The 25,735-nt window shown below is 49.3% G+C and carries 29 protein-coding genes and 1 pseudogene; 28 read left to right on the plus strand and 2 right to left on the minus strand.

Translation table 11 applies throughout. The features are described from left to right. Positions 1-94 precede the first annotated feature (94 nt). The 23 genes and pseudogenes from nuoG (at position 95) to proB (ending at position 20,023) form a co-directional block, all read left to right on the plus strand. On the plus strand, positions 95-2,353 hold the full coding sequence (gene nuoG, locus Q4A84_RS02975) for an NADH-quinone oxidoreductase subunit NuoG (protein ID WP_303087444.1): 2,259 nt from the start codon (positions 95-97) through the stop codon (positions 2,351-2,353). Between the two features lie 3 nt (positions 2,354-2,356). After that, positions 2,357-3,433, plus strand: coding sequence for an NADH-quinone oxidoreductase subunit NuoH (gene nuoH / locus Q4A84_RS02980; protein ID WP_303087445.1), 1,077 nt, complete (start codon positions 2,357-2,359; stop codon positions 3,431-3,433). A gap of 58 nt (positions 3,434-3,491) precedes the next feature. After that, positions 3,492-4,355, plus strand: a complete 864-nt coding sequence (locus tag Q4A84_RS02985) for a hypothetical protein (protein WP_303087446.1) — start codon at positions 3,492-3,494, stop codon at positions 4,353-4,355. A 15-nt stretch (positions 4,356-4,370) separates the two neighbouring features. Continuing rightward, complete coding sequence (locus Q4A84_RS02990; RefSeq protein ID WP_303087447.1) at positions 4,371-5,732, plus strand: hypothetical protein; 1,362 nt, start codon at positions 4,371-4,373, stop codon at positions 5,730-5,732. Between the two features lie 32 nt (positions 5,733-5,764). Then, positions 5,765-6,334, plus strand: coding sequence for a hypothetical protein (locus Q4A84_RS02995; protein WP_303087448.1), 570 nt, complete (start codon positions 5,765-5,767; stop codon positions 6,332-6,334). Positions 6,335-6,470: 136 nt separating this feature from the next. Next, positions 6,471-6,863 carry a nuclear transport factor 2 family protein gene (locus Q4A84_RS03000; RefSeq protein WP_303087449.1) on the plus strand — a complete coding sequence of 131 codons (393 nt, stop codon included), beginning with the start codon at positions 6,471-6,473 and terminating at the stop codon, positions 6,861-6,863. Between the two features lie 173 nt (positions 6,864-7,036). Continuing rightward, positions 7,037-7,516 carry an NADH-quinone oxidoreductase subunit NuoI gene (gene nuoI, locus Q4A84_RS03005; protein WP_303087450.1) on the plus strand — a complete coding sequence of 160 codons (480 nt, stop codon included), beginning with the start codon at positions 7,037-7,039 and terminating at the stop codon, positions 7,514-7,516. A 154-nt stretch (positions 7,517-7,670) separates the two neighbouring features. Beyond that, positions 7,671-8,714: a YeiH family protein gene (locus Q4A84_RS03010; RefSeq protein ID WP_303087451.1), complete on the plus strand. Its 1,044-nt coding sequence runs from the start codon at positions 7,671-7,673 to the stop codon at positions 8,712-8,714. Positions 8,715-8,828: 114 nt separating this feature from the next. Beyond that, complete coding sequence (locus Q4A84_RS03015) at positions 8,829-9,590, plus strand: alpha/beta fold hydrolase (protein WP_303087452.1); 762 nt, start codon at positions 8,829-8,831, stop codon at positions 9,588-9,590. Between the two features lie 190 nt (positions 9,591-9,780). Further along, positions 9,781-10,449 (plus strand): NADH-quinone oxidoreductase subunit J, encoded by a 669-nt coding sequence (locus tag Q4A84_RS03020; RefSeq protein ID WP_303087453.1) that lies wholly within the window; start codon positions 9,781-9,783, stop codon positions 10,447-10,449. Then, positions 10,446-10,751 carry an NADH-quinone oxidoreductase subunit NuoK gene (nuoK, locus tag Q4A84_RS03025; protein WP_303087454.1) on the plus strand — a complete coding sequence of 102 codons (306 nt, stop codon included), beginning with the start codon at positions 10,446-10,448 and terminating at the stop codon, positions 10,749-10,751. The genes Q4A84_RS03020 and nuoK overlap by 4 nt, the downstream gene beginning before the upstream one ends. Before the next feature lie 4 nt (positions 10,752-10,755). Further along, positions 10,756-11,067: a DUF1971 domain-containing protein gene (locus Q4A84_RS03030; RefSeq protein ID WP_303087455.1), complete on the plus strand. Its 312-nt coding sequence runs from the start codon at positions 10,756-10,758 to the stop codon at positions 11,065-11,067. Between the two features lie 23 nt (positions 11,068-11,090). Further along, positions 11,091-11,207: pseudogene (locus Q4A84_RS03035) on the plus strand (NADH-quinone oxidoreductase subunit K); the annotation flags it as partial. Positions 11,208-11,245: 38 nt separating this feature from the next. Continuing rightward, positions 11,246-11,425, plus strand: coding sequence for a hypothetical protein (locus Q4A84_RS03040; RefSeq protein WP_303087456.1), 180 nt, complete (start codon positions 11,246-11,248; stop codon positions 11,423-11,425). A 6-nt stretch (positions 11,426-11,431) separates the two neighbouring features. After that, on the plus strand, positions 11,432-11,824 hold the full coding sequence (locus Q4A84_RS03045) for a GyrI-like domain-containing protein (RefSeq protein ID WP_303087457.1): 393 nt from the start codon (positions 11,432-11,434) through the stop codon (positions 11,822-11,824). A 76-nt stretch (positions 11,825-11,900) separates the two neighbouring features. Continuing rightward, complete coding sequence (locus Q4A84_RS03050) at positions 11,901-12,311, plus strand: VOC family protein (protein WP_303087458.1); 411 nt, start codon at positions 11,901-11,903, stop codon at positions 12,309-12,311. Between the two features lie 45 nt (positions 12,312-12,356). Continuing rightward, on the plus strand, positions 12,357-12,740 hold the full coding sequence (locus Q4A84_RS03055) for a DUF2703 domain-containing protein (protein ID WP_303087459.1): 384 nt from the start codon (positions 12,357-12,359) through the stop codon (positions 12,738-12,740). Between the two features lie 123 nt (positions 12,741-12,863). Next, a complete protein-coding gene (gene nuoL / locus Q4A84_RS03060; protein ID WP_303087460.1) occupies positions 12,864-14,903 on the plus strand; it encodes an NADH-quinone oxidoreductase subunit L in 2,040 nt (679 codons plus the stop codon). Positions 14,904-14,944: 41 nt separating this feature from the next. Beyond that, entirely contained in the window at positions 14,945-15,256 is a 312-nt protein-coding gene (locus Q4A84_RS03065; RefSeq protein WP_303087461.1) for a hypothetical protein, read from the plus strand. Positions 15,257-15,462: 206 nt separating this feature from the next. Further along, entirely contained in the window at positions 15,463-16,962 is a 1,500-nt protein-coding gene (locus Q4A84_RS03070; RefSeq protein ID WP_303087462.1) for an NADH-quinone oxidoreductase subunit M, read from the plus strand. Positions 16,963-16,973: 11 nt separating this feature from the next. After that, positions 16,974-18,416 carry an NADH-quinone oxidoreductase subunit NuoN gene (nuoN, locus tag Q4A84_RS03075; protein ID WP_303087463.1) on the plus strand — a complete coding sequence of 481 codons (1,443 nt, stop codon included), beginning with the start codon at positions 16,974-16,976 and terminating at the stop codon, positions 18,414-18,416. 152 nt (positions 18,417-18,568) lie between these two features. Next, positions 18,569-18,868: a DUF2818 family protein gene (locus Q4A84_RS03080; protein WP_303087464.1), complete on the plus strand. Its 300-nt coding sequence runs from the start codon at positions 18,569-18,571 to the stop codon at positions 18,866-18,868. A 24-nt stretch (positions 18,869-18,892) separates the two neighbouring features. Beyond that, entirely contained in the window at positions 18,893-20,023 is a 1,131-nt protein-coding gene (gene proB, locus Q4A84_RS03085; protein WP_303087465.1) for a glutamate 5-kinase, read from the plus strand. Positions 20,024-20,124: 101 nt separating this feature from the next. On the opposite strand, the gene carA is transcribed toward proB, so the two are convergent. Next, positions 20,125-21,258: a glutamine-hydrolyzing carbamoyl-phosphate synthase small subunit gene (carA, locus tag Q4A84_RS03090; RefSeq protein WP_303087466.1), complete on the minus strand. Its 1,134-nt coding sequence runs from the start codon at positions 21,256-21,258 to the stop codon at positions 20,125-20,127. A 401-nt stretch (positions 21,259-21,659) separates the two neighbouring features. Between carA and Q4A84_RS03095 the strand changes: the two genes are divergently transcribed. The 4 genes from Q4A84_RS03095 (at position 21,660) to Q4A84_RS03110 (ending at position 24,338) form a co-directional block, all read left to right on the plus strand. Further along, on the plus strand, positions 21,660-21,992 hold the full coding sequence (locus tag Q4A84_RS03095) for a DUF5339 family protein (protein ID WP_303087467.1): 333 nt from the start codon (positions 21,660-21,662) through the stop codon (positions 21,990-21,992). A gap of 229 nt (positions 21,993-22,221) precedes the next feature. Next, the gene (locus Q4A84_RS03100; protein ID WP_303087468.1) at positions 22,222-23,148 is read left to right on the plus strand and encodes a TonB family protein; all 927 of its coding nucleotides are present in this window, start codon (positions 22,222-22,224) and stop codon (positions 23,146-23,148) included. Between the two features lie 98 nt (positions 23,149-23,246). After that, entirely contained in the window at positions 23,247-23,906 is a 660-nt protein-coding gene (locus Q4A84_RS03105) for a MotA/TolQ/ExbB proton channel family protein (RefSeq protein ID WP_303087469.1), read from the plus strand. A gap of 6 nt (positions 23,907-23,912) precedes the next feature. Continuing rightward, the gene (locus tag Q4A84_RS03110; RefSeq protein WP_303087470.1) at positions 23,913-24,338 is read left to right on the plus strand and encodes a biopolymer transporter ExbD; all 426 of its coding nucleotides are present in this window, start codon (positions 23,913-23,915) and stop codon (positions 24,336-24,338) included. 69 nt (positions 24,339-24,407) lie between these two features. On the opposite strand, the gene Q4A84_RS03115 is transcribed toward Q4A84_RS03110, so the two are convergent. Continuing rightward, positions 24,408-24,899, minus strand: a complete 492-nt coding sequence (locus tag Q4A84_RS03115; protein ID WP_303087471.1) for an FxsA family protein — start codon at positions 24,897-24,899, stop codon at positions 24,408-24,410. A 138-nt stretch (positions 24,900-25,037) separates the two neighbouring features. On the opposite strand from Q4A84_RS03115, the gene Q4A84_RS03120 reads away from it, so the two are divergent. Beyond that, positions 25,038-25,703: a M23 family metallopeptidase gene (locus tag Q4A84_RS03120; RefSeq protein WP_303087472.1), complete on the plus strand. Its 666-nt coding sequence runs from the start codon at positions 25,038-25,040 to the stop codon at positions 25,701-25,703. Positions 25,704-25,735 lie beyond the last annotated feature (32 nt).

Consider the following 25,735-nt stretch of genomic DNA (forward strand, 5'->3'; position numbering starts at 1 on the left):
AGCAGGGCAAGCCGAAACTGAAAATAAAACTGGAATAAGGCCGTCTGAAAGCCTGTTCTGAAGAATTTTAATATCCCGTAACTAGGAACATACCATGTTACAAATCGAAATCGATGGTAAACAGATTGCAGTAAAGCAAGGCGCAACGGTCATGGAGGCCGCGCACGAGCTGGGTACTTACATCCCGCATTTCTGCTACCACAAAAAACTTTCCATTGCCGCCAACTGCCGTATGTGCTTGGTAGAGGTAGAAAAAGCGCCTAAGCCGCTGCCTGCCTGTGCCACGCCGGTAACCGACGGCATGATTGTTCACACGCATTCTGCCAAAGCCAAACAGGCGCAGGAAGGCGTGATGGAATTTTTGCTGATCAACCATCCGTTGGATTGCCCGATTTGCGACCAAGGCGGCGAATGCCAGTTGCAGGACTTGGCTGTCGGCTATGGCAAGTCTTCCAGCCGTTATACCGAAGAAAAACGTTCGGTAGTGGGCAAAGACATGGGGCCGTTGGTGTCGGCGGCAGAAATGAGCCGTTGCATCCACTGTACCCGTTGCGTGCGCTTTACTGAAGAAATCGCCGGTATGCAGGAAATTGCCATGGCCAACCGCGGCGAATTCTCCGAAATCATGCCGTTTATCGGCAAAGCGGTGGAAACCGAATTATCGGGCAATGTGATTGATCTTTGCCCTGTTGGCGCGCTGACCAGCAAACCGTTCCGCTACGATGCCCGTTCGTGGGAGTTGAGCCGCCGCAAAACCGTTTCCGCTCATGATTCGCTAGGCAGTAATCTGATTGTGCAAACCAAAGAGCATACCGTGCGTCGCGTGTTGCCGTTGGAAAATGAAGCAATTAACGAATGCTGGATTTCCGATCGCGACCGTTTTGCCTATGAAGGCCTTTATCACGAAAGCCGTCTGAAAACACCGAAAATCAAACATGGCGGCGAATGGCACGATGTTGATTGGCAAACCGCGCTCGAATATGTGCGCAAAACTTTGGATTGCATCGGCAAAGAAGACGGTAAAGAACAAATCGGCATTTGGGCCAACCCTGCTAATACGGTTGAAGAATTGTATTTGGCCAAAAAACTGGCGCAAGGCTTGAATATCAAACATTTCGATACTCGCCTGCAACAGCAGGACAACCGCTTGAACGGCAGCTTGCAAGGTGCGCAATGGTTGGGTCAAAGCATTGAGGATTTGATTAATGCCGAAGCGGTATTGGTGCTAGGTGCCAATCTGCGTAAAGAGCAACCTTTGTTGACCGCCCGTCTGCGCCGCGCGGCAAAAGGCGGCATGGCTTTGAGCATTGTTGCCAGCAACAAGGAAGAGCTGCATATGCCTTTATTGGCACATGAAATGCGCCATCCGAACGAATGGGCAGACTATCTGAACCGTTTGGCAGGAGACGGCGAAGCAGCCGTTTCAGGCAGCCTGAAAAATGCAGAACATGCCGCTATTCTGTTGGGTGCGGAAGTGCAAAATCATCCTGACTACGCTGCCGTGTATGCAGCTGCGCAGAAACTAGCGGCTACAACCGGTGCGAAGTTGGGTATTTTGCCTCAGGCAGCCAACAGCGTCGGCGCGGATATTTTGCAAGTGAACAGCGGCCAAAGTATTAAAGAAATGCTGATGCAGCCGAAAAAAGCGGTATTGCTGTTTAATGTCGAGCCGGAAATCGACGTAGCCGGCGGCGAGCAAGCCGTGGCAGCCTTGAAACAAGCGCAAAGCGTGATGGCGTTTACGCCTTATGAAAGCGAAACCTTGCGCGAAGTATGTGACGTGTTGCTGCCGATTGCGCCGTTTACCGAAACTTCAGGTAGCTTTATTAGCATGGAAGGCCGTTTGCAATCGTTCCATGGCGTGGTTAAAGGCTTTGCCGACAGCCGTCCGTTGTGGAAGGTGTTGCGCGTGCTTGGTAATGTATTCGAGTTGGACGGTTTTGAGTTCGACAGCAGTGAGCAAGTGCTGAAAGAAGCGGTTGATAAAGAAAGCCTGTCTGAAAAACTGAATAATCACAGCAACTGGCAGGGCGCGAGTACGCGATCGGCCGCCAAACTGGTGCGTGTCGGCGGCGTCGGCATTTACCATACCGATGCCATCGTGCGCCGTTCGGCTCCGCTGCAAGCCACCAGCCATGCAGCAGTACCAGCCGCACATGTACACCCGATTACCTTGGCCGCACTCGGCTTGCTCGACGGCGACCAAGTGCGCGCCACACAAAACGGTGGCAGCATTGTGCTGACTGTTAAGGCAGATGAAACGCTGCCTGAAAACGTCGTCCATCTGCCGCTGCATACGGCCAATGCCGCATTGGGCGGTTTGATGAACAGCATAGAGTTAGGAAGGGCTTAAATCATGCAGGAATGGTTCCAAACCCTGTTTTCCGCCACCCTAGGCATGGGGGCACTTGGCAATGACGTTGGATTGATTGTGTCGATAATCGTGAAAATCGTGATTATCCTTATCCCGCTGATTCTAACCGTTGCCTATCTGACTTATTTCGAGCGTAAAGTAATCGGCTTTATGCAGTTACGCGTCGGCCCCAATGTAACCGGCCCTTGGGGCTTGATACAGCCGTTTGCCGACGTATTGAAGTTGCTGTTTAAAGAAGTAACCCGTCCGAAGCTTTCTAATAAAGCCTTGTTTTACATCGGTCCGATGCTTTCGCTCGCACCATCGTTTGCGGCATGGGCGGTAATTCCTTTTTCCGACAAATGGCTGCTGACTAATGTAGATGCCAGCTTGCTCTACATTTTGATGATTACATCGCTTTCTGTTTACGGCGTTATCATCGCAGGTTGGGCATCCAACTCAAAATACGCCTTCCTCGGCGCCATGCGTTCTTCCGCCCAAACCATTTCTTACGAAATCGCCATGGGTGCGGCGCTGGTGTGTGTAGTGATGGTTTCAGGCAGCATGAATTTCAACGACATCGTTGCCGCTCAAGCCAAAGGCATTGCCGGCGGTTCCATTTTCTCTTGGAACTGGTTTGCTTTGTTTCCGGTATTTATCGTTTACCTGATTTCCGCCGTAGCCGAAACCAACCGCGCACCGTTTGACGTGGCCGAGGGTGAATCTGAAATCGTGGCCGGTTTCCACGTTGAATATTCCGGCTTCGCGTTCGCCTTATTTTTCTTGGCCGAATACATTTTCATGATTCTGATCGGCGCGCTGACATCGATTATGTTCCTCGGCGGTTGGCTCTCTCCTTTTCCGCATAGCTGGGGCATCATCGGAGCACCAAGTGCGATATGGATGTTTGCCAAAATGGCTTTCGTACTGTACGGCTACCTGTGGATTCGCGCCACCTTCCCGCGTTACCGCTACGACCAAATCATGCGTTTGGGCTGGAAAGTGCTGATACCGATTACTTTTGTGGCGATTGTGTTCTACGGCTTGTGGATGATTTCGCCGTGGAGTTTGTGGAAATAGGTTTGGTGTCGTTTTAGCAAAATAAAATCCCGCTGCGAGATAAAACAGGATAAACGCTATGTATTACCCGAACCGTAGGCAAGGCATATTATTCAGTTTGGCAACTGTTTTTACGGCAGCCGTTGCAACGGCCTGCACGCCGCAGAAGTCGGAGTCGAAAGGGCATGCTGACAAGCCGGTAACGCCCTACTATATGGGAACGAAGCCCAAACCGTCGCCGGATATTATCGGCACACTTGGCGGTCGGAAGGTCAGGATGTCGTTTTATAAGGTACAGGATGTATCTTATATTGATACGCCGACGATGTTTGCGGAGGAATGGAAAACCTACAAAGCACCGCCGCGTACCTATGCTTCTGAGCTGGACGGTTTTGGTTTTGAGCTGAACTATGAAAAGGGGATAACGCGGGATATACGGGATGATAAAGATTTTTATGCGGAGCAAAAGATTTCAGGTAAGCCGTGGGTGTTGGTTGGTGTAGAACGTAATAACGATTATGTGCAGCATAACAATTTTTTAGATGACACCCTGGCCGATGATTTGAAAGCCAAACCTACTTTGCCAGACTATGTTTATGTTCGGATACCGGAAACGCAATACGGTTTGGAAAGATATGTTGTGCCGGGCAAGAATCCGAAAACCGGACAGCCGTGGCGTTTGGAGAATAGTGATTCTAAGGATTTGTTTATCGGGCGGGATAAAGCAGGTCATGTACGCAGCTATATCAAATGTTCTAATAAGCTGGATGTACCTAATCCGCCATGTTCTCACCGTTTTGTGGTGAAAGACAAAATACAGGTAACCTTTGATATGCTTTATAACCGCCACCGTTTATACGACTGGCAACGCATTGAGCAGGAGGCGCTGAAGATGGTGATGGGCTTTGTTAAGGCTGCCGAACAAGACCCCGCCACACATTAATCAGGAGATAAGCAGATGCCGCAAACGATTACACAAAAAGATATTCAACGCTATCGCGATGATATTAAACAGCATGGCGTGGAAGGTACTGTTCGCGTTTACAGCGAGCTGCAACAGAAGGGATACGGCTATGCCGGCTGGGCGAAAGGGGTAGCCGAGGCGGGTTTATTTAGCGGTTCGCTTACCGGCAGGTCGGCGGTAGGCTATCTGAAAAATATAGCCGGCCGTGAATTGAGTGAGCAGGAGCTGGACAGCATCCGCATCGAAATGGCGAGGGGCTATTTGAATGTATTGGAGGTGCATGTCAAGCTGGGGCATGGGCAAACCCGAACTGATGTTAAGTTTAAAGAGGCCCGTAATTTTCATCGACAAGTTTTTGAAGCACATAAATTAGATATTAATAACTGGACGCTGGAAATCCCGATGCAGCTGGTCGGCAAATACGAAGGAGAAGAGAAGCAGGAAGAATTGTGGCAGGGGATGATGAAAACCGAAGGCGACTATATGGATAGCTGGATGGTTAGTAATGAGCTTTATGAGCGGGTAGGGCGTTATGCTACCGGACACCTTGACTTCGATAGGGCGGGTAATCTCATTATGGATACCCACTCTGGTGCCCTCGGATTGGATACCCAGAGGGCACTAGGCACTCATGTTAGAGTTGATAAAAGCGACCAGGAAGCTGCCCAACAATGGGTGGATAAGGTAAGCATTGCCAAGGCGATTGTGACAACTCAAGCCGAAGAATGGCAACATCAATATGGTGTTCCGAATGGTGTTCCGACGGCTTCAGCGGATGATTTCGACAGTTTCCTCGCCGAAACCGACAAGCTGCTGAGCGGCTTGCGTGCGGGAGACGGCAAAGCTTTAGAAAATTTTTTTGACTTGCCGCAAATAGCGATGGTGCAAAAGCAATCGGAAGCAGAAACGGCAATGCTGCTGCGGCAAAACCCCGAGCTGGGAAACGAGCTGCTGCCGAATCATTTTAAACGGTTTTCTTGGAATGATATGCCAGATCAGGCGCAAAAGCTGTTTCACGAAAGCAGGGAATTGCTGGCAAATCATTATCAGGATAATCATATCCGCACCCGTAGCTGGGAATTGGATAACCAAGCCACGGCCTTGACTGCCGCAGCTTACGCCAGTGGAATGAGAAGCGTATCGATGATGGATATTCAAGACGGCATAATACAGATAGGCGACCGCTCACCAGACTTGAGAATGGCATCGGTGGAAGAAAGAGGCGCCGCTGCTTCGATGCAGCATGAACAGTTTGCCCAAATCAAGCAGACGGAGCAGGTCTTCCTACAGGAAGAGCACCAGCGGGAAATGGAAAAACAACAACAAAGCCATTCGCGCGGCATCAGTATGAGTTGACGGGCGGATGTCTGTAAATTAAGGGTTCATACATGAACGAACAGCAGTTGCAGAAATTCATGACCAATATTGCGCTTTTGCATAAAGAGCTGACCAATCAAAGCAGGGAAGCTCTGGCCTTGCAGCGCGAAGGCATTAATCAGATGGAATTGCGGCTGCAGGAAATCAATCGCTTGGTGGCCGAAGAAGTGTCGTTTGAGGTTGGGAAGGTTTCGGATGATCTTAGACGAGAAATTGCAGAAGGCGGGCAAAAAGGCCTGTCTGATTTTGAAAAGCAGCTGGCGGATTTGAAAGCGGAAATGCAGGAGTTTGCTAAATTCGCAGTTATTGCGGAGAAACGGTTGAATGCTGCCAGCCGCTCGGTGTTGATGAAAATAGGCTATTTGTCGGCTTTTGCTTTGGTGTGTGTGATAGGCGTTGCATTATGGTTGGGGGCTTATTACGGAAAAATCATTAATGACAATAAAGTAAGCGCGGAAAACCTACAAATGTATCAGCAGACTGATATTGTGAAATGCGGTGAGCGCTTATGCGCTAAGATTGGAAAAAATACGCCCGCCGAATTTCGAAAGCAAGGTTATGTGTTGTTAGAGATGAAGTAAGCAAGACAATATAATTAGAGGAATAGCAGAGAGAGTAATGCCTGTCTGAAATTCGATGAGATTTCAGTCGGCCAAAATGATGTGTTTTCAGACATGCATTGATAAGGCTGCCTGAAAATGATTCGAAAGCAAAAGCATGGGTAAAAAAGAGGTTTTACGTCATATTTTTGAGAATATTGTCGGCGGTGATCGTGTTGACGAGGCTGAAATCATGCGGTTGTTTGCCGAAGATTATTGTCAGAAAGTGGATGGTAAAACGCTGGATTTGGCTGCATTCATCGCGCATATGAAATTGCAGAAACAGCATATTCATTCCTCGCAGACCGAGTTCCTTGCTTTGGTGGAAGAGGGCGATACGGTGTTTAGCAATCATATTGTTCGTGCCGTGAAAAACGATGGCAGTCGCATTGCGGTTCAGGTTATCGCCCAATTTGTATTTGATAAAGATGGAAAAATTTGCTTGTGCGACGAGTTGACCCGCTTGTTGCAAGGCGATGAAGCGGATCGTGATATTGGTTCGCAGCATTAAAGATAAATATTGAAAGCCTGTCTGAAAAGCGTTTGGCAATAGCGCGCGTGGCTTGATTGAATGAAAAGCAGCCCAGGCTGTAAATCTGAGAAGAATATGTGTTTCAGATTAGTTTCTGAAACCTCCGAATAACCACTTAATCCGACACAATCCCTACAATAAGGGTAATGAATATGGCTAATTTAGTAAAAACCTTCCTGCTTGGCGAATTGGTAAAAGGCATGGGCGTAACGCTCAAAAACTTTTTCGCCCGCAAAGACACCATTATGTTCCCCGAAGAGAAAACGCCGCAGTCGGTACGTTTCCGCGGTTTGCACGCACAACGGCGTTATCCGAACGGGGAAGAGCGCTGCATCGCCTGCAAATTATGCGAAGCGGTGTGCCCGGCGATGGCGATTAATATCGAATCCGAACAGCGTGAAGATGGCACCCGCCGCACCACGCGCTACGATATTGACCTGACCAAGTGCATTTTCTGCGGCTTTTGCGAGGAAGCCTGCCCGACCGATGCGATTGTAGAAACTCATATTCTGGAGTATCACGGCGAGAAACGCGGTGATTTGCACTATACCAAACCGATGTTGCTGGCCATCGGCGACCGATACGAAGCCGAAATTGCCAAGCGTAAAGCGGCAGATGCGCCGTATCGTTAACTAAAAAGTAAAAATAAAACGTAAGCCGGTTTCTACAAACCTGCCGTATGGCATAAAAACAATATATTCTTACAGTGATTTTCGGATAACAAACCATTAAAAAATGACCGTTGCTGTTGAACGGAATACAAAGGTCCATCAGGAGAGAACGTTAATGACAAAGAATAAGTTGTATGCACGAATTGCGATAGAGCTCATACCGCTGGCTGTTGTGGCTTGGGGATGTGTCAAACTGGCGGCTTTGCCCGCTTTAGTGAGCGCCGGCATCAGCCCGCTTACTTTGGCGATTGTGGTTGGCATTGTGTTGGGTAATATCGTGCCGCCGAGGCATGTGATGCATTTGATTGAAGGCGTGCAGTTCAGCAAAGCGAAGCTGTTGCGTTTGGGCATTATTTTATACGGTTTTCGGATTACGCTGACCCAAGTAGCTCATGCCGGCTGGCCGGCTTTGTTGACCGATGTGGCGGTGGTTTGCACCACTTTCTGGCTGGCCATGATGTTGGGCAAGCGTTTTAAGATGGATAACCATACTTCTGCTTTGGTTGGTGCGGGTAGCGCCATTTGCGGTGCGGCGGCGGTGCTGGCGGCGCAGCCGGTTTTGAATGCGAAGGAACATGATACTGGCGTAGCAGTGGCAACGGTGGTGGTGTTCGGGACCGTAGCCATGTTTGTTTACCCGTTGATGGCGGCGGCGTTGCTGCCGCATGATGCTTCGGCTTCAGCATGGTTCGGCTGGGGGCTCTATACCGGCGGCACGGTGCACGAAGTGGCGCAGGTGGCGGCGGCAGGAACGGCAGTGAATCCGGTGGTGGCCGACATCGCCGTGATTACCAAAATGATACGCGTGATGTTGCTGGCCCCGTTTTTGTTGGTGTTGCCATGGGTAATGAAGCATTTTAATAAAGCCAACGAAGAAGCGCACGGCGGCGTGGTGATTCCGTGGTTTGCCTTTGGATTTTTAGCCATGGTAGGCGTGAACAGTGTTTGGACTAATATGTCGCCAGCTGTTCATCAAGCAATATTGGCTTTCGACACCTTTTTGCTGACCGTGGCGATGTTCGCCTTAGGCTTAACCACACGCTGGCAAAGTGTGCGGCAGGCCGGAATCAAACCTTTGCTGATGGCGGGTATTTTGGCTGTGTGGTTGTTGATAGGTGGAGCGGCCATTTCCTACGCGGCTTACGAATTGTTTCAGTAAATGGATGTCAAGCGCTGCGTGTTTGCCGGCAGCATTGAATTGAAGCGGTTTTGCTTCTTACGATTCAGAGCAGAAAAGGCCGTCTGAAAACCGAATTGGGAAGAGAAAACGGATATGAAATCATATTACTTTGACTATCAAGGTGCCCGTTTACATTATCAAATCGGTGGTTTGCAATCTGCGCCCGTGATGGTGTTGTTGCACGGCGGATTTGGCTCGATAAACGACTTTGCCGCATTGCTTCCGCGTTTGCAGGCGCATTATCGCATCGTCGCGATTGATACCCGCGGGCACGGCCAGTCAACCATGGGTAACGCCGTGCTGACTTATGCGCAAATCGCCGATGATGCCCGCCGTATTTTGCAAGATTTGCACATTGAGCAATACAGCCTGTTTGGTTTTAGCGACGGCGGCACCGCGGCCTATAAAATCGGTGCTGCGGATAATAATGTTGAAGCCATCATTACCGTTGGCGCATCTTGGCATAAAGACCAGCTGCTTCCTGTGCGGTCGATGTTTAAAGCAATGGACGCGAATTTCGTTCAGGAAAATATGCCCGAGCAGGCAGCGGCGTATCAGGCGCAGAACCCGCAAGCTGATTTGGCCAAGCTGACAGACGCGTTAAAAACAATGTGGTTGGACGAGGGCGAAAACGGTTATCCAAACGAGCATATGGGTCGGATTCAGGCTCCTGTGTTGGCGATACGCGGCGAAGCGGATTTTCTTTACTCGTTGTCGGATTGGGTGGCTTTGAAAAACGAACTGCCCGATGTACATCTGATGAACGTACCGTTTGCCACTCACGAAGCGATAAAAGAGCAGCCTGAAATGGTATGGGCGGCAATACAGGCTTTTCAGGCAGGCATTGAAAGATAGAGAGGGCCTAACCTAACGTTACCTGAAAGAAAAAGTTTAAAACGGATGGCATGAAAAATAAGGCCGTCTGAAAACCTGTTCAGGTAGGCATTGGAAGCCTGTCTGAAAATCTATTTCGGAATCGATATTATTCATCCGGTTCCCGCAACAGCTGATTGAATTGATTGAAAACTAAGAAAGAGCGGAGTCTATGACTTTTTCATTAATCATGTTTTACGTTCTCGCCGCCGTGATTTTATTCGGTGCGCTGAAAACGGTTACGGCCAAAAACCCGGTGCACGCTTCGCTGTATCTGGTGCTGACTTTCTGTATGAGCGCGATGATGTGGATGCTGATGCAGGCCGAATTTCTCGGCATCACGTTGGTGGTGGTGTATGTCGGCGCGGTAATGGTGCTGTTCCTGTTTGTGGTGATGATGCTGAACATCGACATCGAAGAGATGCGTGCCGGTTTTTGGCGTAATGCGCCGGTGGCGGCGGTGGTCGGCGTGCTGATGGCCGTTGTGCTGATTATGATTATGGTCGCGCCAGATACCAATCTGGCGGCATTCGGTCCGATGAAAGACATTCCCGCCGATTACAGCAATGTGCGCGATTTGGGTAAACAGATTTATACCACTTACTTATTGCCGTTTGAGCTGGCTGCCGTGTTGCTGGTGTTGGGTATGGTTGCAGCGATTGCGCTGGTGCACCGTAAAACGGCAAAACCGAAATATATCGACCCTGCCGATCAGGTTAAGGTTGATGCCACAAAAGGCCGTTTGCGCATGGTGAAAATGGAAGCCGTGGTGCAACAGCCGACTGCCGTTGAAGAAGAGGCAGCCGAAGGCGAGCAGAAACAAGAGGAGGGCAAAGCATGATTACGATTACGCATTATTTGGTGTTGGCTGCTTTGCTGTTCGGTATCAGCGCCATGGGCATTTTTATGAACCGTAAAAACGTGCTGGTTTTGCTGATGTCGATTGAATTGATGCTGCTGGCGGTTAACTTCAATTTCATCGCGTTCTCCCAATATTTGGGCGATACCGCCGGTCAGATTTTCGTGTTTTTCGTCTTGACCGTGGCTGCCGCAGAATCTGCCATCGGTTTGGCGATTATGGTGCTGGTGTTCCGCAATCGGAACAGCATCAACGTACAGGATTTGGACAGCTTGAAAGGTTGAAAAAATGAGGCACGAAGACTGCTTTATTGCGGCAGACGAAATGACAGCTTATGTCTGCACCAAAGAATTGCCCGAGTGGACGGCGGCGCAGTTTCCGCAGCAGATTGCCCAAGTCGGCACCTATGCGCGGCTGCAAGTGCTGGCAGGATCGTTTCGCTTCTGCGCCTATGACGGACAGGGTAACGCGGTGTACGAAGAAATCTTTGATACCGCGCACCAGCAGACCCTGTTGAAACCGAATGTGCGCCATACCGCCGCCGCGTTGAGTGATGATACTGTCTGCCGTTTGCAGCTTTACCAGGCCAAGGCTACCTGAAAAACAAAAAGAAAAAACACGCATTTTTCGTATTGACCGTAGCTGCCGTAGAGTCTGCCATCGGTTTGGCGATTATGGTGTTGGTGTTCCGCAATCGAAACAGCATCAATGTACAGGATTTGGACAGCTTGAAAGGTTAGTCTCCCATTGGATTGAAATCATTAAAAAGGAAATGATGATGAGTTTGTCAGTTAAAAATATCGTGATAAGTGTAGTGGTGATTGCAGCTGCTTTTTACGCAGGCATGAGCTTCCAAAGCTATCTGTATGACGACACTTGTCTTGATATGGGCGGTGGCCGCAATCCGGGCAATCATCCGATTTGCGTGATTGACGCTCAAGCTGTGCAACAGAAATGATGACTTATGCCGAAAACGTTATATTTGGTGCGTAGCACCCAAACCAATAATTTTAATGAACCTGAAATTATGGCGAAAATCGGTCGGCTATGGCAGGAATCAGCCGATTTATTCGGGCAGGGCAGAAATGTTTACGGCGTGTATCACCAATACCAATCGAATTACAAAGGCGATTACACCTTAAGCGTTGCCACCGAAAATCCAACCGAGCAAACCAGCGCGCTTAGCTTGCCGCAAACCGAATACCGCGTATTCCCAACCACCCGTGAGCAGATTGTGCAAACATGGCAGCAAATCTGGCAATTGGAAGAAGCAGGCGAATTGCAGCGTGCTTATCTGGTGGATTATGAGCAATATGGTACCGATGGGCAGGTGGCGATTTATATCGGTTTGAAGTAAGGCTGTCTGAAAACCTAAATAATACGGGTAATAGATTAAGGTAAGTCGGTGTAGATTGAATGAGGAGAATAGAGCAATGGAACAGCATATCAATTTCATCACTTTTGGGGTTGCCGATTTAAATACCTCACGCCGTTTTTACCAAGACGTATTCGGTTGGCAGCTGGATAAAAATAGTAACGATAATATTGCGTTTTTTCAGACAGGCAATGCGTTAATGCTGGCTTTGTTTGCCAGAAATGAGCTGGCGAAAGATGCTCAGGTATCGGCTGAATCATGTAACGGTTTTCCACGCTTTACGCTGGCGCACAATGTAGGCAGCGAGCATGAAGTTGATGCCTTATTTGAACAGTTTGCCAAGCAAGGTGTTGAGATTGTGAAACAGCCGCAAAAAGTTTTCTGGGGCGGTTATAGCGGCTATATCGCTGACCCTGACGGCTTCTTGTGGGAAATCGCTTATAACCCGTTTTTAGAAAAGCTTCGGTAAGCATACGCATAATAAATACCTGTCTGAAACATACGGAAATAGGCTATGAAAACACTCAATATTCGTTGGCAACGCGTGTTGGATGACAAAAAGCAAACCTGTAACCGGTGCTCCGATACGGAAGCAGAAATGAAACAAGCGGTCGAGACATTACGGCCTGTGCTGTTGAAGCAGGGAATTGTGCTGGAATTAGAAATGGCAGCGATGACCGAAGCAGAATTTCAGCGTTCGCCCACCGAATCTAATCGCATCTGGATTCAGGGCAAACCGTTGGAAACTTGGTTGGATGCCACAGCAGGAAGCAACCCTTGCGAAGGAGTTTGCGCAGGAAATGAGTGCCGTACGCTGGATATTGACGGCGGCCGCTTTGAAGCTGTTAAGGCCGGTTATCTTGAACAGGCAATACGAAAAGCAGCGGAAACCTTGTAATAAGCCAAAAAAATGCCTGTCTGAAAACCGTTCAGGCAGTAAAGCAACACGAAGAAACCCTACCCGAACGGCGCGTTTTGATGAGCCGTCTGAAACAAGATTAAGTTTGATAAGGTTAATAAAATGACTGATATGACTTTGTATCTCACCATTGCGCTGATGCCGCTGGCCGGCTGCTTGCTGGCCGGTTTGTTTGGCAATCAGATAGGCCGGGCTGGTGCGCATTGCGCCACCATTCTCGGCGTAGCGATTTCGGCCGTGCTGTCGGGGTATGTGCTGTGGGGCTTTATCGACGGTTCACGCAGCCGGTTTGACGAAAACGTTTACACTTGGCTGACCATGGGCGGGCTGGATTTCTCCGTCGGCTTTTTGGTCGACAGCATGACCGCGATGATGATGGTGGTGGTAACCGGCGTATCGCTGATGGTGCATATCTACACCATAGGCTATATGCACGATGAAGAAGTCGGCTATCAACGCTTTTTCAGTTATATCTCTTTGTTTACCTTCAGCATGTTGATGCTGATTATGAGCAACAACTTTATCCAGCTGTTCTTCGGTTGGGAAGCAGTGGGTCTGGTGTCTTATCTGTTGATCGGTTTCTATTTCAAACGTCCGACTGCCATTTTCGCCAACTTGAAAGCATTCTTGGTTAATCGTGTCGGCGACTTCGGTTTTGTGCTCGGTATCGGCTTGGTGTTGGCTTATTTCGGCGGCAGCCTGCGCTATCAAGACGTGTTTGCCTACCTGCCGAACGTGCAAAACGCCACCATCCAGCTTTTCCCCGGCGTGGAATGGTCGTTGATGACGGTAACCTGTTTGCTGCTGTTTGTCGGCGCGATGGGTAAATCCGCTCAATTTCCGTTGCATGTGTGGCTGCCCGATTCGATGGAAGGCCCAACGCCGATTTCCGCATTGATTCACGCTGCAACCATGGTAACCGCAGGTTTGTTTATGGTGTCGCGCATGTCGCCGATGTATGAATTGAGCGATACCGCGCTCAGCACCATTATGGTGATTGGTGCGATTACCGCTCTGTTTATGGGTTTCCTCGGCACCATTCAAAACGACATCAAGCGCGTTGTGGCGTATTCCACCTTGTCGCAGCTCGGTTATATGACGGTTGCGCTGGGCGCTTCCGCCTATTCCGTGGCCATGTTCCACGTAATGACACACGCCTTCTTCAAAGCCTTATTGTTCCTGGCTGCCGGTAGCACGATTATCGGTATGCACCACGACCAAGACATGCGCAATATGGGCAACCTGAAAAAATACATGCCGATTACTTGGATTACCATGTTGCTGGGCAATTTATCACTGATTGGTACTCCGTTTTTCGCTGGCTTCTATTCTAAAGATTCTATTATCGAAGCGGCGCAAGCCAGTCATCTGCCGGGCAGCGGCTTTGCCTACTTTGCCGTGCTTGCCAGTGTGTTTGTGACTGCATTCTATGCCTTCCGCCAATACTTTATCGTTTTCCACGGCCCCGAACGCTGGCGCGAAGTGAAACACGACCATCACGGTCATGATGCGCATGACGATCACGGTCATCATCACGGCTTGTCGCCGAAAGACAACCCGCACGAAAGCCCTTGGGTGGTTACCCTGCCGTTGGTGCTGCTGGCTATCCCTTCCGTGATTATCGGCTACATCGCGATTGAACCGCTGCTGTACGGCGACTTCTTCAAAGGTGTGATTTTCGTCAACAACGAAGCCCACCCTGTCATGCACCATATGAAAGAAGAATTCCACGGCCCGCTGGCTATGGTGTCGCACAGCCTGCATTCTCCGGTATTGTATCTGGCGATTGCCGGTGTTGTAACCGCATGGTTCCTGTATATCGTTAAACCGCAACTGCCGGCCAAAATCGCCGCCGCGTTCCGCCCGATTTACGTTTTGTTTGAAAACAAATATTACCTTGATGTGCTTTATTTCAGTGTCTTCGCCAAAGGCAGCCGCGCATTGGGCAGCTTTTTCTGGAAAGCCATCGATACTGCCATCATTGATAACGGCATCGTTAACGGATCAGCCAAAGCCGTCGGTGCAGTTGCCGCCCAAGTACGCAAAATGCAGACAGGCTTTATCTATACTTACGCTGCCGCCATGGTAAGCGGCGTGTTGGTGCTGATTGTGGCATTTTTCTGGGGGCTGTTTGTGAAGTGATGGATTCAATATTTATTCATTAATACTGTTTAGGAATATATATGAGTGAGAAAATTATTTCTTATTGGCGAGAGACAAAGGAAATTTATCGAGATAAGGAAAATTCTCAAGATAATGGATTAATTTTTATTATAGGGCAATATGACCATAAAAATAGAGGAAAGCCTTCAAAAGCATTGGGTATTCATTGGAGAAATTTCCCTATATCGCGAGGTGTTTTGGCACCTTGTGTAGTGCCAGAAAAGACAAGAGCAATTATTTTGGCAGGCTTGTTACATCAGGCAATGTCTGAAAAAAATACAGGGCAGATTGAAGAGATTATGCGTGCTATTGATTATTTCAGTAAAGATTGACTAGGTTAATCCACCATAATAGATAGATCGTTTGAAACGAAATTTCACATTAGTTGAAAATAATAGGGAGCATAAGGTTAAGGGCCCAAAAGCACTTTTCTTAGCATTCTCCTCTTGAGGGCAGACAGTCGTAGAAGTTTCAGGCTGCCTAAACTTGAAGATAAATCTACAAACCAACCATTTTATTTTAACCACAGGTTATAACTATGTTTTCAACCAACCTACTCAGCTTGATAATCTGGGTGCCGATTGTCGCCGGCATATTGGTTCTGGCAACGGGATCAGACAGCCGTGCGCCGTTGGCGCGCATTTTGGCCTTTCTCGGTGCGCTGGCGGGCTTTTTGGTCACACTGCCGCTGTTTACCGGTTTCGACCGTTTGAGCGGAGGCTACCAGTTTACCGAGTTCCATTCGTGGATACCCGCGCTTAATATCCACTACGCACTCGGCGTAGACGGTATTTCAGTGCTGTTTATCATTCTGAATGCGTTTATCACGCTGATGGTGGTATTGGCGGGCTGGGAAGTGATTCAGAAGCGTCCGGCGCAATATATGGCGGCCTTTCTGATTATGTCGGGCTTGATTAACGGTGCGTTTGCTGCGCAGGATGCGATTCTGTTTTATGTGTTCTTCGAGGGCATGTTGATTCCGCTTTACCTGATTATCGGTATGTGGGGCGGCCCGCGCCGTGTGTATGCTTCGGTCAAACTGTTTCTCTATACGCTGATGGGTTCGTTGTTGATGCTGGTGGCGATGGTTTATTTGTCGTATCAGACCGGCGGCAGTTTTGCCATTGCGGATTTCCAGAATTTGAAACAGATTCCGTTGAGCGTGCAGCAGCTGTTGTTTATCGCTTTTTTCCTGTCGTTTGCCGTGAAAGTGCCGATGTGGCCGGTGCATACATGGTTGCCTGATGCCCACGTGGAAGCACCTACCGGTGGTTCGATGGTGTTGGCGGCGATTACGCTGAAAGTCGGTGCTTATGGCTTCTTGCGCTTTATCCTGCCGATTCTGCCTGATGCTTCGCGTTATTTTGCGCCGGCAATTATCGTGCTGAGCCTGATTGCGGTGATTTATATCGGTATGGTGGCTTTGGTGCAAACCGATATGAAAAAACTGGTGGCTTATTCGTCGATTAGCCATATGGGTTTTGTTACGCTGGGTTTGTTTCTGTTTTTAAACGGACAGCAAAATGCTTGGGCACTGAAAGGTGCGATTATTCAGATGATTTCGCACGGCTTTGTTTCTGCCGCGATGTTTATGTGTATCGGTGTAATGTATGACCGTTTGCACACGCGCAATATCGCTGATTACGGCGGCGTGGTGAATGTGATGCCGAAATTCGCGGCCTTTATGATGCTGTTTGCGATGGCGAATGCCGGCTTGCCTGCTACTTCGGGTTTCGTGGGTGAGTTTATGGTGATTATGGGCTCGGTGGCGGTTAATTTCTGGGTCGGCGCTTTGGCTGCTTTAACGCTGATTTATGGCGCAGCATATACGCTGTGGATGTATAAGCGGACTATTTTCGGTGAGATTACCAATCCGGAAGTGAAAGAGTTGAAAGACATCAACGGCCGCGAATTTGCGATTTTGGCGATTCTGGCGATTGCCGTGTTGGGAATGGGTTTGTATCCGAATGCCTTTATTGAAGTGGTGCATCAGGCGGCAAACGATTTGATTGTGCAAGTGGCGCAAAGCAAAATTTGAGGTATGAGAGAATGAATTGGACTGATTTGAATTTAATCCCTGCCATGCCTGAGATTGTGTTGCTTTCGGCATTGGGCATCGTGTTGCTGGTGGATTTGTGGCTGAAAGACAGCCAGCGCCATATCACGCATTATTTGGCTCTGCTGGCGCTTGTGGTAACGGCGGCCGTGCAATGGAAGGTATGGTCGCCCGACAGTGTGGCGACGTTTGGCGGAATGTATATTGCAGACGGTATTTCGCAATTATCCAAGATGGTGATGTATGCCGCTTTGTTTGCCGTGTTTGTGTATGCGAAGCCTTACAATCAGACGCGCGGAATGTTTAAAGGCGAGTTTTATACTTTGTCGCTTTTTGCTTTGATGGGCATGAGCGTGATGGCCAGCGCGGGGCATTTCCTGACGGCTTATATCGGCCTTGAATTATTGTCGCTTTCGCTTTATGCCATGATCGCCTTGCGCCGCGATTCGGGGCGCTCGGCCGAGGCTGCGTTGAAATACTTCGTGCTTGGTGCGCTGGCTTCCGGGTTGTTGTTGTATGGTATTTCGATGGTTTATGGTGCGACCGGTTCGTTGGAATTCGCTACGGTATTGGCAACGGCTTATGACAGTCAGGCAAACGGCTGGTTGCTGAAGCTGGGTGTGGTGTTTATCGTGGTGGCCATAGCGTTTAAATTAGGCGCGGTGCCGTTTCATATGTGGGTGCCCGATGTGTATCACGGAGCGCCGACTTCCGTTACTGCGTTTGTGGGTACGGCACCGAAAGTGGCGGCAACTGTGTTTGCGTTCCGCATTTTGGTAACCGGCTTGGGCACGTCTTATCAAGATTGGTCGCAGATGCTGGCGATTCTAGCGGTGGCTTCTTTGCTGATCGGTAATCTGGCCGCCATTATGCAGACCAATGTCAAACGCATGCTGGCTTATTCCACCATTTCTCATATGGGTTTTATTTTGCTGGCGTTTATGGCGGGCGCGATTGGTTTCTCGGCCGGTTTGTATTATGCGATTGCTTATGTGGTGATGGGTTTGGTCGGCTTCGGCGTATTGATGCTGCTTTCCGACGGTGAGCATGAATGCGAGGAAATCAGTGATTTGGCCGGCTTGAATCAGCGCAATGCCTGGTATGCTTTTCTGATGTTGCTGGCTATGTTTTCGATGGCCGGTATCCCGCCGATGATGGGCTTTTATGCCAAATTTACAGTGATTAATGCGATGCTGAGCACGCATCATGTGTGGCTGGCCGTGTTTGCCGTGGTGATGTCGCTGATTGGTGCGTTCTATTATCTGCGGGTGGTAAAGGTGATGTATTTTGATCCTGCGCCAACCGATCGTCCGATTGGCGGCGGTTTCCCGGTGAAAGGTTTGCTGTCTGTAAACGCCTTTTTATTGCTGTTGTGGGGCGTGTTGCCGGCTAGTGTGATGCAATGGTGTGTTGATGCTTTGAAGCAGGTGATTTGATGCCTGTCTGAAAAGTGTGAAACGGCAGCCGCGGGGTTGCCGTTTTTGTTATGATAATGTTTTTGCGGTAGCGATAAAACCGTGTTTGCCAATCGTTTTCAGACAGGCTTGAATCTTCATAATGCCTGTCTGAAACAATCAGACCGAAGCTTATGAATTCTTCCATGTATATTTTGCTGCTGTTGGCGTTGATTTTTGCCAATGCTCCTTTCCTGACTCAGCGTTGGTTCGGCGTTATTGCTCTTCAGCGTAAGCGGTTTGTTCACCATTTGCTGGAATTGGCGGCAGGTTTCGGCCTGACTGCCGTGCTGTCGTATGTGTTGGAGAGCCGGTCGGGTTCGGTGCATCCGCAAGGTTGGGAATTTTATGTGGTGGTGGTGTGCCTTTACTTGGTGTTTGCTTTTCCTTGTTTCGTATGGCGCTATTTCTGGCATACGAAAAACCACGATTAACCATGCCTGTCTGAAAGATTGATTATGCAGAAAAATATAGAGAATCTGGCCGGTGTCAAAACCATTGTGGTAAAAGCCGGCTCCAGTTTGGTTACGGCCGAGGGCAGGGGCATCGACCAGGCCGCGTTGAGCAATTGGGCGGGGCAAATTGCCGCTTTAAATCGGCAAGGTGTTGATGTGGTTTTTGTTTCGAGCGGTGCCATTGCCGAGGGCATTAAGCGGCTGGGCTGGCCGAAACGGCCGACCGCCGTCAACGAACTGCAGGCCGCCGCCGCAGTTGGGCAGATGGGCATTGCGCAAGCTTACGAAACGGCGTTTGCTCCGCACCACATCCATACCGCGCAGATTTTGCTGACACACGATGATTTAAGCAACCGCACCCGTTACCTCAATGCCCGCAGTACGTTGAAAACGCTGTTGGCAAAGGGTATTGTGCCCATAATTAATGAAAACGACACCGTTACTACCGATGAAATCAAGTTGGGCGATAACGATACGCTGGGCGCGTTGGTTGCCAATTTGATTGAAGCGGATGCCTTGATTATTCTGACCGATCAGCAAGGTTTGTACGACAGCGATCCGCGCAAGAACCCAACCGCACAATTCATGCACCGGATTTCCGCCGCTCATCCCGAATTGGAAAACATGGCGGGCGGTGCGGGCAGCAGCGTCGGCACCGGCGGTATGTATACCAAAGTGCTGGCCGCCAAGCGAGCCGCTTTGAGCGGCGCATGCACCGTGATTGCATCGGGGCGGGAAAAGAATGTTTTGATTCGTTTGTTGAAAGGTGAAAGCATCGGAACCTTGTTTACCAGCGAGCAAAGCCGCATTAACGCCCGCAAACAATGGTTGCTCGGCCATGTGCAGATGGTGGGCAGCGTGGTGGTGGATAAAGGCGCCGAACGCGCATTGGCCGAGCAACACGGCAGTTTGTTGCCGGTGGGCTGCATTCGGGTCAACGGCCATTTCTACCGCGGCGAGTTGGTTGCCGTGTTGAACAGCGAAGGCCGAGAAATTGCCCGCGGCCTAACCAATTACAGCAGCGAAGAGACCCTCCGCATTTTGCAAACGCCGTCCGACCAAATCGCCTTGAAGTTGGGCTATGCCCATGAAGACGAGCTGATTCACCGCGACAATATGGCCTTGCATCGATAATTAAAACAAAGCCTGTCTGAAAATTATTTTTCAGACAGGCTTTGTTTTTATGTGTGTGTTTGAGCGCGGATGGTTTGTTGTTGAAGCAAGCGCCTTAATTTTCAAACGGCTTTTGCCGCTTTCATGTTATCAATAAATTTATCAAACAAGCAGGCTACATCGTGCGGGCCCGGGCTGGCTTCTGGGTGGCCTTGGAAGCTGAACGCCGGCTGGCCAGTGAGCTCGATGCCTTGTACCGTACCGTCAAACAGCGAGCGATGGGTCACCCGAACATGCGGCGGCAGCGTGTTTTCATCTACTTGAAAGCCGTGGTTCTGGCTGGTAATCATCACATGGCGGCTATCCAAATCCTGCACCGGATGGTTGGCGCCGTGGTGGCCGAAAGGCATTTTGCTGGTTTTCGCCCCGCAGGCAAGGCCGAGCAGCTGATGGCCAAGGCAGATGCCGAACAGCGGTTTTTTACTGTCTAGCAATTTTTGAATGGCACGGATGGCGTAGTCGCAAGGTTCGGGATCGCCCGGGCCGTTTGACAGAAACACGCCGTCAGGATTCAACGCCAGCACGTCTTCCGCGCTGGTTTGGGCCGGAACCACGGTCAGGCGGCAGCCGCGGGCAGCCAGCATGCGCAAGATATTGGTTTTCACGCCGAAATCATAAGCCACTACATGATAGGGCTGCTCCGACGGCGTAACAAAGCCTTCGCCCAATTGCCATGCGCCTTGTGTCCATTCGTAATTTTGGCTGCAGCCCACTTCTTTGGCCAAGTCTTTGCCCACCATGCTACCGAAACCGGCAATCAGCTCGCGCGCTTTTTCTTCGGTGGCATTGGCGCCGGTTAGAATCGCACCGGCCTGTGCACCTTTATCACGCAAGATGCGGGTAAGGCGGCGCGTATCAATGTCGGCAATGGCGACGGTTTTATTGCGGATCAAATATTGCTGCAAACTTTCTTCGCTGCGGAAATTACTGTGCAATAAGGGCAGGTCGCGGATAATCAGCCCTGCCGCGTATACGGTATCGCTTTCTACATCTTCTCCGTTGGTTCCGGTATTGCCGATGTGCGGATAGGTGAGGGTAACGATTTGTTTGCAATAAGATGGGTCGGTAAGGATTTCCTGATAACCGGTCATCGCGGTGTTGAAAACCACTTCGCCGGAAGTAACACCCTGATAACCGGCCGAAATGCCGTGAAATACGCTGCCGTCTGCGAGAACCAAGATTGCGGGGGTTGTCATGATAGGATCCTATGTAATCTTAATGAATTTAGAGGCCTGAATCGTAAAATTCGAGCTGCTTGGAAAACGGCTGAAAAAAAACACGTTGCATAGCCATCGGGCGGCTGCTGACGTGCTTTAGCTAAAACAGTTAAACGTTTTAGAAGCGGTTTATTTTAGAATAAATCGCCTTTATCCTCAAGTGCGGGAGGGTAATATTCCCGATATTGTTTTCCTTTTCAAATAGGCGGAAGGGATATTTGATTGGCGGTTTTCGTGTAGTTTGATAGTAAGAAAATGGAAATATGACCTTTAGGTTTTATCGGCTTTTTGTTAGAATGAAAATGCCTGTTTGATATAACAGGCTGATTTAAAATATATAATCATGATTTCAACCATATTTAAAGAGAGAATTCTATAAAATGAAAAAACCGTTATTTGCTGTTATCGTTGCCGCTGCGTTTGCATTGGCCGCCTGCGGAGAAAATAAAAACCACGCGCCTGCTGCGCCTGCTTCGGGCGGTGCCGACGCGTCTGCCCCTGCTTCCGGCAAACTTTCGGCAGGATGCGAGGCTTATTTTGAGCGAATGAACCAATGCTTTGAAAAAGCGGGCGGCGCCGGAGAGTCTTTAAAAGCCGGTTTGGCGGAAACCCAGAAAGGCATCATGCAATTGTCCGAATCGGAGCAGGAGCAGTCTTGTAAAGCAGGGAACGAGCAATTCAATCAAATCGCTAAAGATTTAAAATGTGAATAAAACGGTTTTCTGAGATGTAACAGACATTGATTGTGCCATTCGACAAACTATTTTATGCAATATAAATTCTAGTCGTGTAATCGATTGTTTATGCCAAATGCTTGTTTGAAAACATTTTTCAGGCAGGCATTTTATTATTCGGTAAAAAAAAATGATAAAAGGTAGGAGTTCCTTAGAAATATGAAAATCATTTGCAAATGGAAATGGTTGCTATTAAGATGCGCTCTCTATGGATAACGAACGAATTTTAAAGCCCTCAGTCTTGCTGCTGGTAACTTTGTTACACGTTGGACTGATTGTGGCATTGTGGAAAGTGACGCCCCCGAAGCCGGCCGAAATCATGGAAATTGAATTCGTCGATTTAGGTGATGCGGGAGGCGGAGGCGGAGGCGGCGGTGCAGGTGGCGAGCCGGCTCCGTCAGAAGTTGTGCCCGATCCGAAACCGGAACCGAAGCCGGTGGAAAAGCCTAAACCTAAGCCCAAGCCGATAGAGAAAAAAGTTGAAACGGCCAAGCCGAAAATCGCCACTGTGAAAGAGACCCGGAAAGAGGCTGATTTTCAAACGAAACCAAAACCCGAACCTAAGGTTAAACCAAAAATCGAACCTAAACCCGAGCCGAAAGTTGAACCGAAACCGGAGCCTAAACCCGAACCGGTTCCTCCGGTAAAAAATGAGCCTCAACCTAAGCCGAAAGCAGCGAAGCCGAGTGTTGATGAATATGTTCAAAAACCGGGCGGCGGAGCCAACGGCGGTAATAAAACGGAAGCCGGTGGTAATGGCAGCGGCATGGGCACTGGTAAAGGCACCGGCAACGGATCTGGTTCAGGTTCTGGATCTGGCTCGGGCTCTGGTTCCGGTAAAGGTTCTGGGACGGGCCCTGGCTCGGGTTCCGGTGGCGGATCTGGTTCTGGTGGTGTGAAAAATGTAGGCTCGTTCGGCGTGCCGAATTATCCCAGCATCTCCAGAGAAATCGGCGAAGAGGGCGTGGTTCGCTTGAAGGCAACGGTCAGCCCCGGCGGAAGCGTTAGCGTTGAAGTTGTTAAGAGCAGCGGTTATGCGCGGTTGGATAATGAAGCTAAACGTACCGTGCGTAACAGTAGTAAGTTCAGCGGCCCCGGCGTTTACGTTGGCAACGTTTCTTTCTCTTTAAACTGATTTACACTGCATTTTTATATGCCGGAGGCCTGTTGCAAAGGCCTGCCTGAAAAAATAGTTTAACAAGAATCGATTTATTTTTAGTAACGGAAGCATTTATGAATTTATCTTTAATATTCCAATCGGGCGATGCCGTTTTGATTTCGGTGTTTGTGATTTTGGTGTTGATGAGTATTTCGACTTGGACGATTATCATCATCCGCGTTCTGAAATTGATGAAGGCCAAATCTGCGAATGCGCAGACTCATGGTGCGGTTTGGTCGAATAAATCTTGGAAGGATGCCGAGAAGATGGCGGGAGAGGCCAGCTCGCCGATGGGCGAATTGCTGGTTGATGTGGTGCGGGCGAATAAGCTTTACCATAGCGGCAATTCAAATGACCTGACTGCGCATCTGCCGTTAAATGAATTTGTGATGCGCCAGATTCATCATAAAAGCGGAGCCATTATGCGTCAGTTTGAGGGTGGTATGACTGCGCTGGCTTCGATTGGCGCAACCGCGCCGTTTATCGGCCTGTTTGGTACGGTGTGGGGCATTTACCATGCGCTGATTAACATCAGCCAGAGTGGGCAAATGAGTATTGCGGCTGTGGCCGGCCCGATTGGCGAGGCGTTGGTATCAACCGCATTCGGTTTGTTCGTGGCGATTCCTGCGGTGTTGGCTTATAACTTTTTGGTGCGCAGTAATAAAAAATTAGGGCAGGATATGCAGTCTTTCGCACACGAATTGTATGTTCAGATTCTGAATAATAAGGAGTAACCTGTTATGGCTTTTGGAAATATGGAACATGGCGATGATGCGCCGATGGCGGATATGAATGTGACGCCGCTGGTCGATGTGATGCTGGTGCTCTTGATTGTATTCATGATTACCATGCCGGTGCTAACCCATTCTATCCCCATCCAGCTGCCGACAGCCTCGGAGCAGGCGAAGCCGAAAGACGAGCCTAAAGAGCCTTTGCGCCTGGCGATTGATGTGAACGGCAAATATTTTTTAGATGACAAAGAAACCTCTCAGGCAGATTTGGACGAAGTGCTCAAAGAAGCCAAGTCGAAAAACCCTGATGTGATTCTGGCGATTGATGCGGATAAAGACGTATCTTACAATGCCGTAGCTCAAGCGTTGAATTCGGCCAAAGATGCAGGTGTTGGCAAAGTTGGCTTTGTAACCGAAGTGAAAGCGAAAAAATAAGCTTATAAACTTATAAAAATGAATGCCTGTCTGAAAATGTTTTCAGACAGGCATTTTGAATGGTTGAGGCTATTTTGATTTGTCTTCCAAATAATCCGGTGTTTTGCGGTTGGCAGAATCGCTGGTTACGGTGTATTCTCCTTCGATAATGTCGTCGGCGTTGCCGCCGGCTTGGTTTGTATAGCTGAAACCACCATGGCTGTTATCGGTATAACCTTGTGCACCGCTTAAGTCGGCAACCGGTTTGCCTTTAAAAGGCAACATCAGGATAACAGCGCTTAGCGTGGAAACAAAACCCGGGCTCATCAGCAAAACCGAAGCGACGGCGTAGCGGATAGGCCAGAGTAATTGATAGAACGATACTTTGCCGCCGCCGCGTACGGTTGCCGCCGCGAGCAGGATGCCGGAAGCACCGATGCGCCGCAGCATGAATGTTCCGAGAATAAAGCTGCCAATCATCAAAAAAAGCGTTAAACCGCCGCCCAGCCAATCCGCCATCCATACAATGGACATGATTTCCATAAACAGCATGACCAGAAATAAAACGCCAAAATATTGCATATAATGAATCCTTCTTCACGATGGCTTTTAACATAACGGCAAAGCCTCGGTTTTCAAGCAATACCACATGTGCCTGCCGCCGTAAAAAAAGGTAAAGCAGGCGCCAAAACCAACGGATTTGTTTATCCTTAGCAACCTATGAAAACGAACGCTATTTTTTCCCGATTTGTGCAGGCTGCTTTGACCTGCGCCATTCTGTCAACCGCCGCCTGTGTCAACGGGCCGAGTAGCACCGGACCCGTGCCGCCCGGTTATTACCGTATTCAAAGCGGTGATAATTTATACCGCATCGGTTTGCGTTTTGGCCAAAGCGCCGCTACGCTGGCCAAGTGGAATAATCTGTCTGATCCGACCAACATTGAAGTCGGCCAAGTGATTAAAGTAAGCAACAAAACCGGCCCCAATTCGGGTGCTCGGGAAGTGAAACCGATTAATACGGCGATTCCGATGCAATGGCCGGTTGATAACCGCCAGATTATCGCCAATTATAACGGAACTACCAATAAAGGCATCGATTTTGCCGGAGAACGCGGCACGCCGGTGAAAGCGGCCGAGGGAGGTAAAGTGTTGTTTGCCGGAGAAGGCGTAAGAGGATATGGCAAACTGATTCTCATCAGTCATAACCGCAGCACGCTTACCGCTTATGCGCATAATGACCGGATTCTGGTTAAAAAAGATCAAATCGTCAAAGCGGGCGAGCAAATCGGTACGATGGGCGACAGCGAGACCGACCGCGTGAAGCTGCACTTTGAGGTGCGGGTGAATGGCAAAGCAGTCAACCCGATGTCTTATTTAAACCCTTAGCAGCTTTGTTATCCGCTGATTGCTGGTGTGCC

Source organism: Neisseria sp. (assembly GCF_030527965.1).
Lineage (GTDB): Bacteria > Pseudomonadota > Gammaproteobacteria > Burkholderiales > Neisseriaceae > Neisseria.

What these genes read in the sequence shown, in the direction of transcription:
- nuoG (WP_303087444.1), top strand. Translation starts at nt 95, where the DNA reads ATGTTACAAATCGAAATCGATGGTAAACAGATTGCAGTAAAGCAAGGC.
- nuoH (WP_303087445.1), top strand. Translation starts at nt 2,357, where the DNA reads ATGCAGGAATGGTTCCAAACCCTGTTTTCCGCCACCCTAGGCATGGGG.
- Q4A84_RS02985 (WP_303087446.1), top strand. Translation starts at nt 3,492, where the DNA reads ATGTATTACCCGAACCGTAGGCAAGGCATATTATTCAGTTTGGCAACT.
- Q4A84_RS02990 (WP_303087447.1), top strand. Translation starts at nt 4,371, where the DNA reads ATGCCGCAAACGATTACACAAAAAGATATTCAACGCTATCGCGATGAT.
- Q4A84_RS02995 (WP_303087448.1), top strand. Translation starts at nt 5,765, where the DNA reads ATGAACGAACAGCAGTTGCAGAAATTCATGACCAATATTGCGCTTTTG.
- Q4A84_RS03000 (WP_303087449.1), top strand. Translation starts at nt 6,471, where the DNA reads ATGGGTAAAAAAGAGGTTTTACGTCATATTTTTGAGAATATTGTCGGC.
- nuoI (WP_303087450.1), top strand. Translation starts at nt 7,037, where the DNA reads ATGGCTAATTTAGTAAAAACCTTCCTGCTTGGCGAATTGGTAAAAGGC.
- Q4A84_RS03010 (WP_303087451.1), top strand. Translation starts at nt 7,671, where the DNA reads ATGACAAAGAATAAGTTGTATGCACGAATTGCGATAGAGCTCATACCG.
- Q4A84_RS03015 (WP_303087452.1), top strand. Translation starts at nt 8,829, where the DNA reads ATGAAATCATATTACTTTGACTATCAAGGTGCCCGTTTACATTATCAA.
- Q4A84_RS03020 (WP_303087453.1), top strand. Translation starts at nt 9,781, where the DNA reads ATGACTTTTTCATTAATCATGTTTTACGTTCTCGCCGCCGTGATTTTA.
- nuoK (WP_303087454.1), top strand. Translation starts at nt 10,446, where the DNA reads ATGATTACGATTACGCATTATTTGGTGTTGGCTGCTTTGCTGTTCGGT.
- Q4A84_RS03030 (WP_303087455.1), top strand. Translation starts at nt 10,756, where the DNA reads ATGAGGCACGAAGACTGCTTTATTGCGGCAGACGAAATGACAGCTTAT.
- Q4A84_RS03040 (WP_303087456.1), top strand. Translation starts at nt 11,246, where the DNA reads ATGAGTTTGTCAGTTAAAAATATCGTGATAAGTGTAGTGGTGATTGCA.
- Q4A84_RS03045 (WP_303087457.1), top strand. Translation starts at nt 11,432, where the DNA reads ATGCCGAAAACGTTATATTTGGTGCGTAGCACCCAAACCAATAATTTT.
- Q4A84_RS03050 (WP_303087458.1), top strand. Translation starts at nt 11,901, where the DNA reads ATGGAACAGCATATCAATTTCATCACTTTTGGGGTTGCCGATTTAAAT.
- Q4A84_RS03055 (WP_303087459.1), top strand. Translation starts at nt 12,357, where the DNA reads ATGAAAACACTCAATATTCGTTGGCAACGCGTGTTGGATGACAAAAAG.
- nuoL (WP_303087460.1), top strand. Translation starts at nt 12,864, where the DNA reads ATGACTGATATGACTTTGTATCTCACCATTGCGCTGATGCCGCTGGCC.
- Q4A84_RS03065 (WP_303087461.1), top strand. Translation starts at nt 14,945, where the DNA reads ATGAGTGAGAAAATTATTTCTTATTGGCGAGAGACAAAGGAAATTTAT.
- Q4A84_RS03070 (WP_303087462.1), top strand. Translation starts at nt 15,463, where the DNA reads ATGTTTTCAACCAACCTACTCAGCTTGATAATCTGGGTGCCGATTGTC.
- nuoN (WP_303087463.1), top strand. Translation starts at nt 16,974, where the DNA reads ATGAATTGGACTGATTTGAATTTAATCCCTGCCATGCCTGAGATTGTG.
- Q4A84_RS03080 (WP_303087464.1), top strand. Translation starts at nt 18,569, where the DNA reads ATGAATTCTTCCATGTATATTTTGCTGCTGTTGGCGTTGATTTTTGCC.
- proB (WP_303087465.1), top strand. Translation starts at nt 18,893, where the DNA reads ATGCAGAAAAATATAGAGAATCTGGCCGGTGTCAAAACCATTGTGGTA.
- carA (WP_303087466.1), bottom strand. Translation starts at nt 21,258, where the DNA reads ATGACAACCCCCGCAATCTTGGTTCTCGCAGACGGCAGCGTATTTCAC.
- Q4A84_RS03095 (WP_303087467.1), top strand. Translation starts at nt 21,660, where the DNA reads ATGAAAAAACCGTTATTTGCTGTTATCGTTGCCGCTGCGTTTGCATTG.
- Q4A84_RS03100 (WP_303087468.1), top strand. Translation starts at nt 22,222, where the DNA reads ATGGATAACGAACGAATTTTAAAGCCCTCAGTCTTGCTGCTGGTAACT.
- Q4A84_RS03105 (WP_303087469.1), top strand. Translation starts at nt 23,247, where the DNA reads ATGAATTTATCTTTAATATTCCAATCGGGCGATGCCGTTTTGATTTCG.
- Q4A84_RS03110 (WP_303087470.1), top strand. Translation starts at nt 23,913, where the DNA reads ATGGCTTTTGGAAATATGGAACATGGCGATGATGCGCCGATGGCGGAT.
- Q4A84_RS03115 (WP_303087471.1), bottom strand. Translation starts at nt 24,899, where the DNA reads ATGCAATATTTTGGCGTTTTATTTCTGGTCATGCTGTTTATGGAAATC.
- Q4A84_RS03120 (WP_303087472.1), top strand. Translation starts at nt 25,038, where the DNA reads ATGAAAACGAACGCTATTTTTTCCCGATTTGTGCAGGCTGCTTTGACC.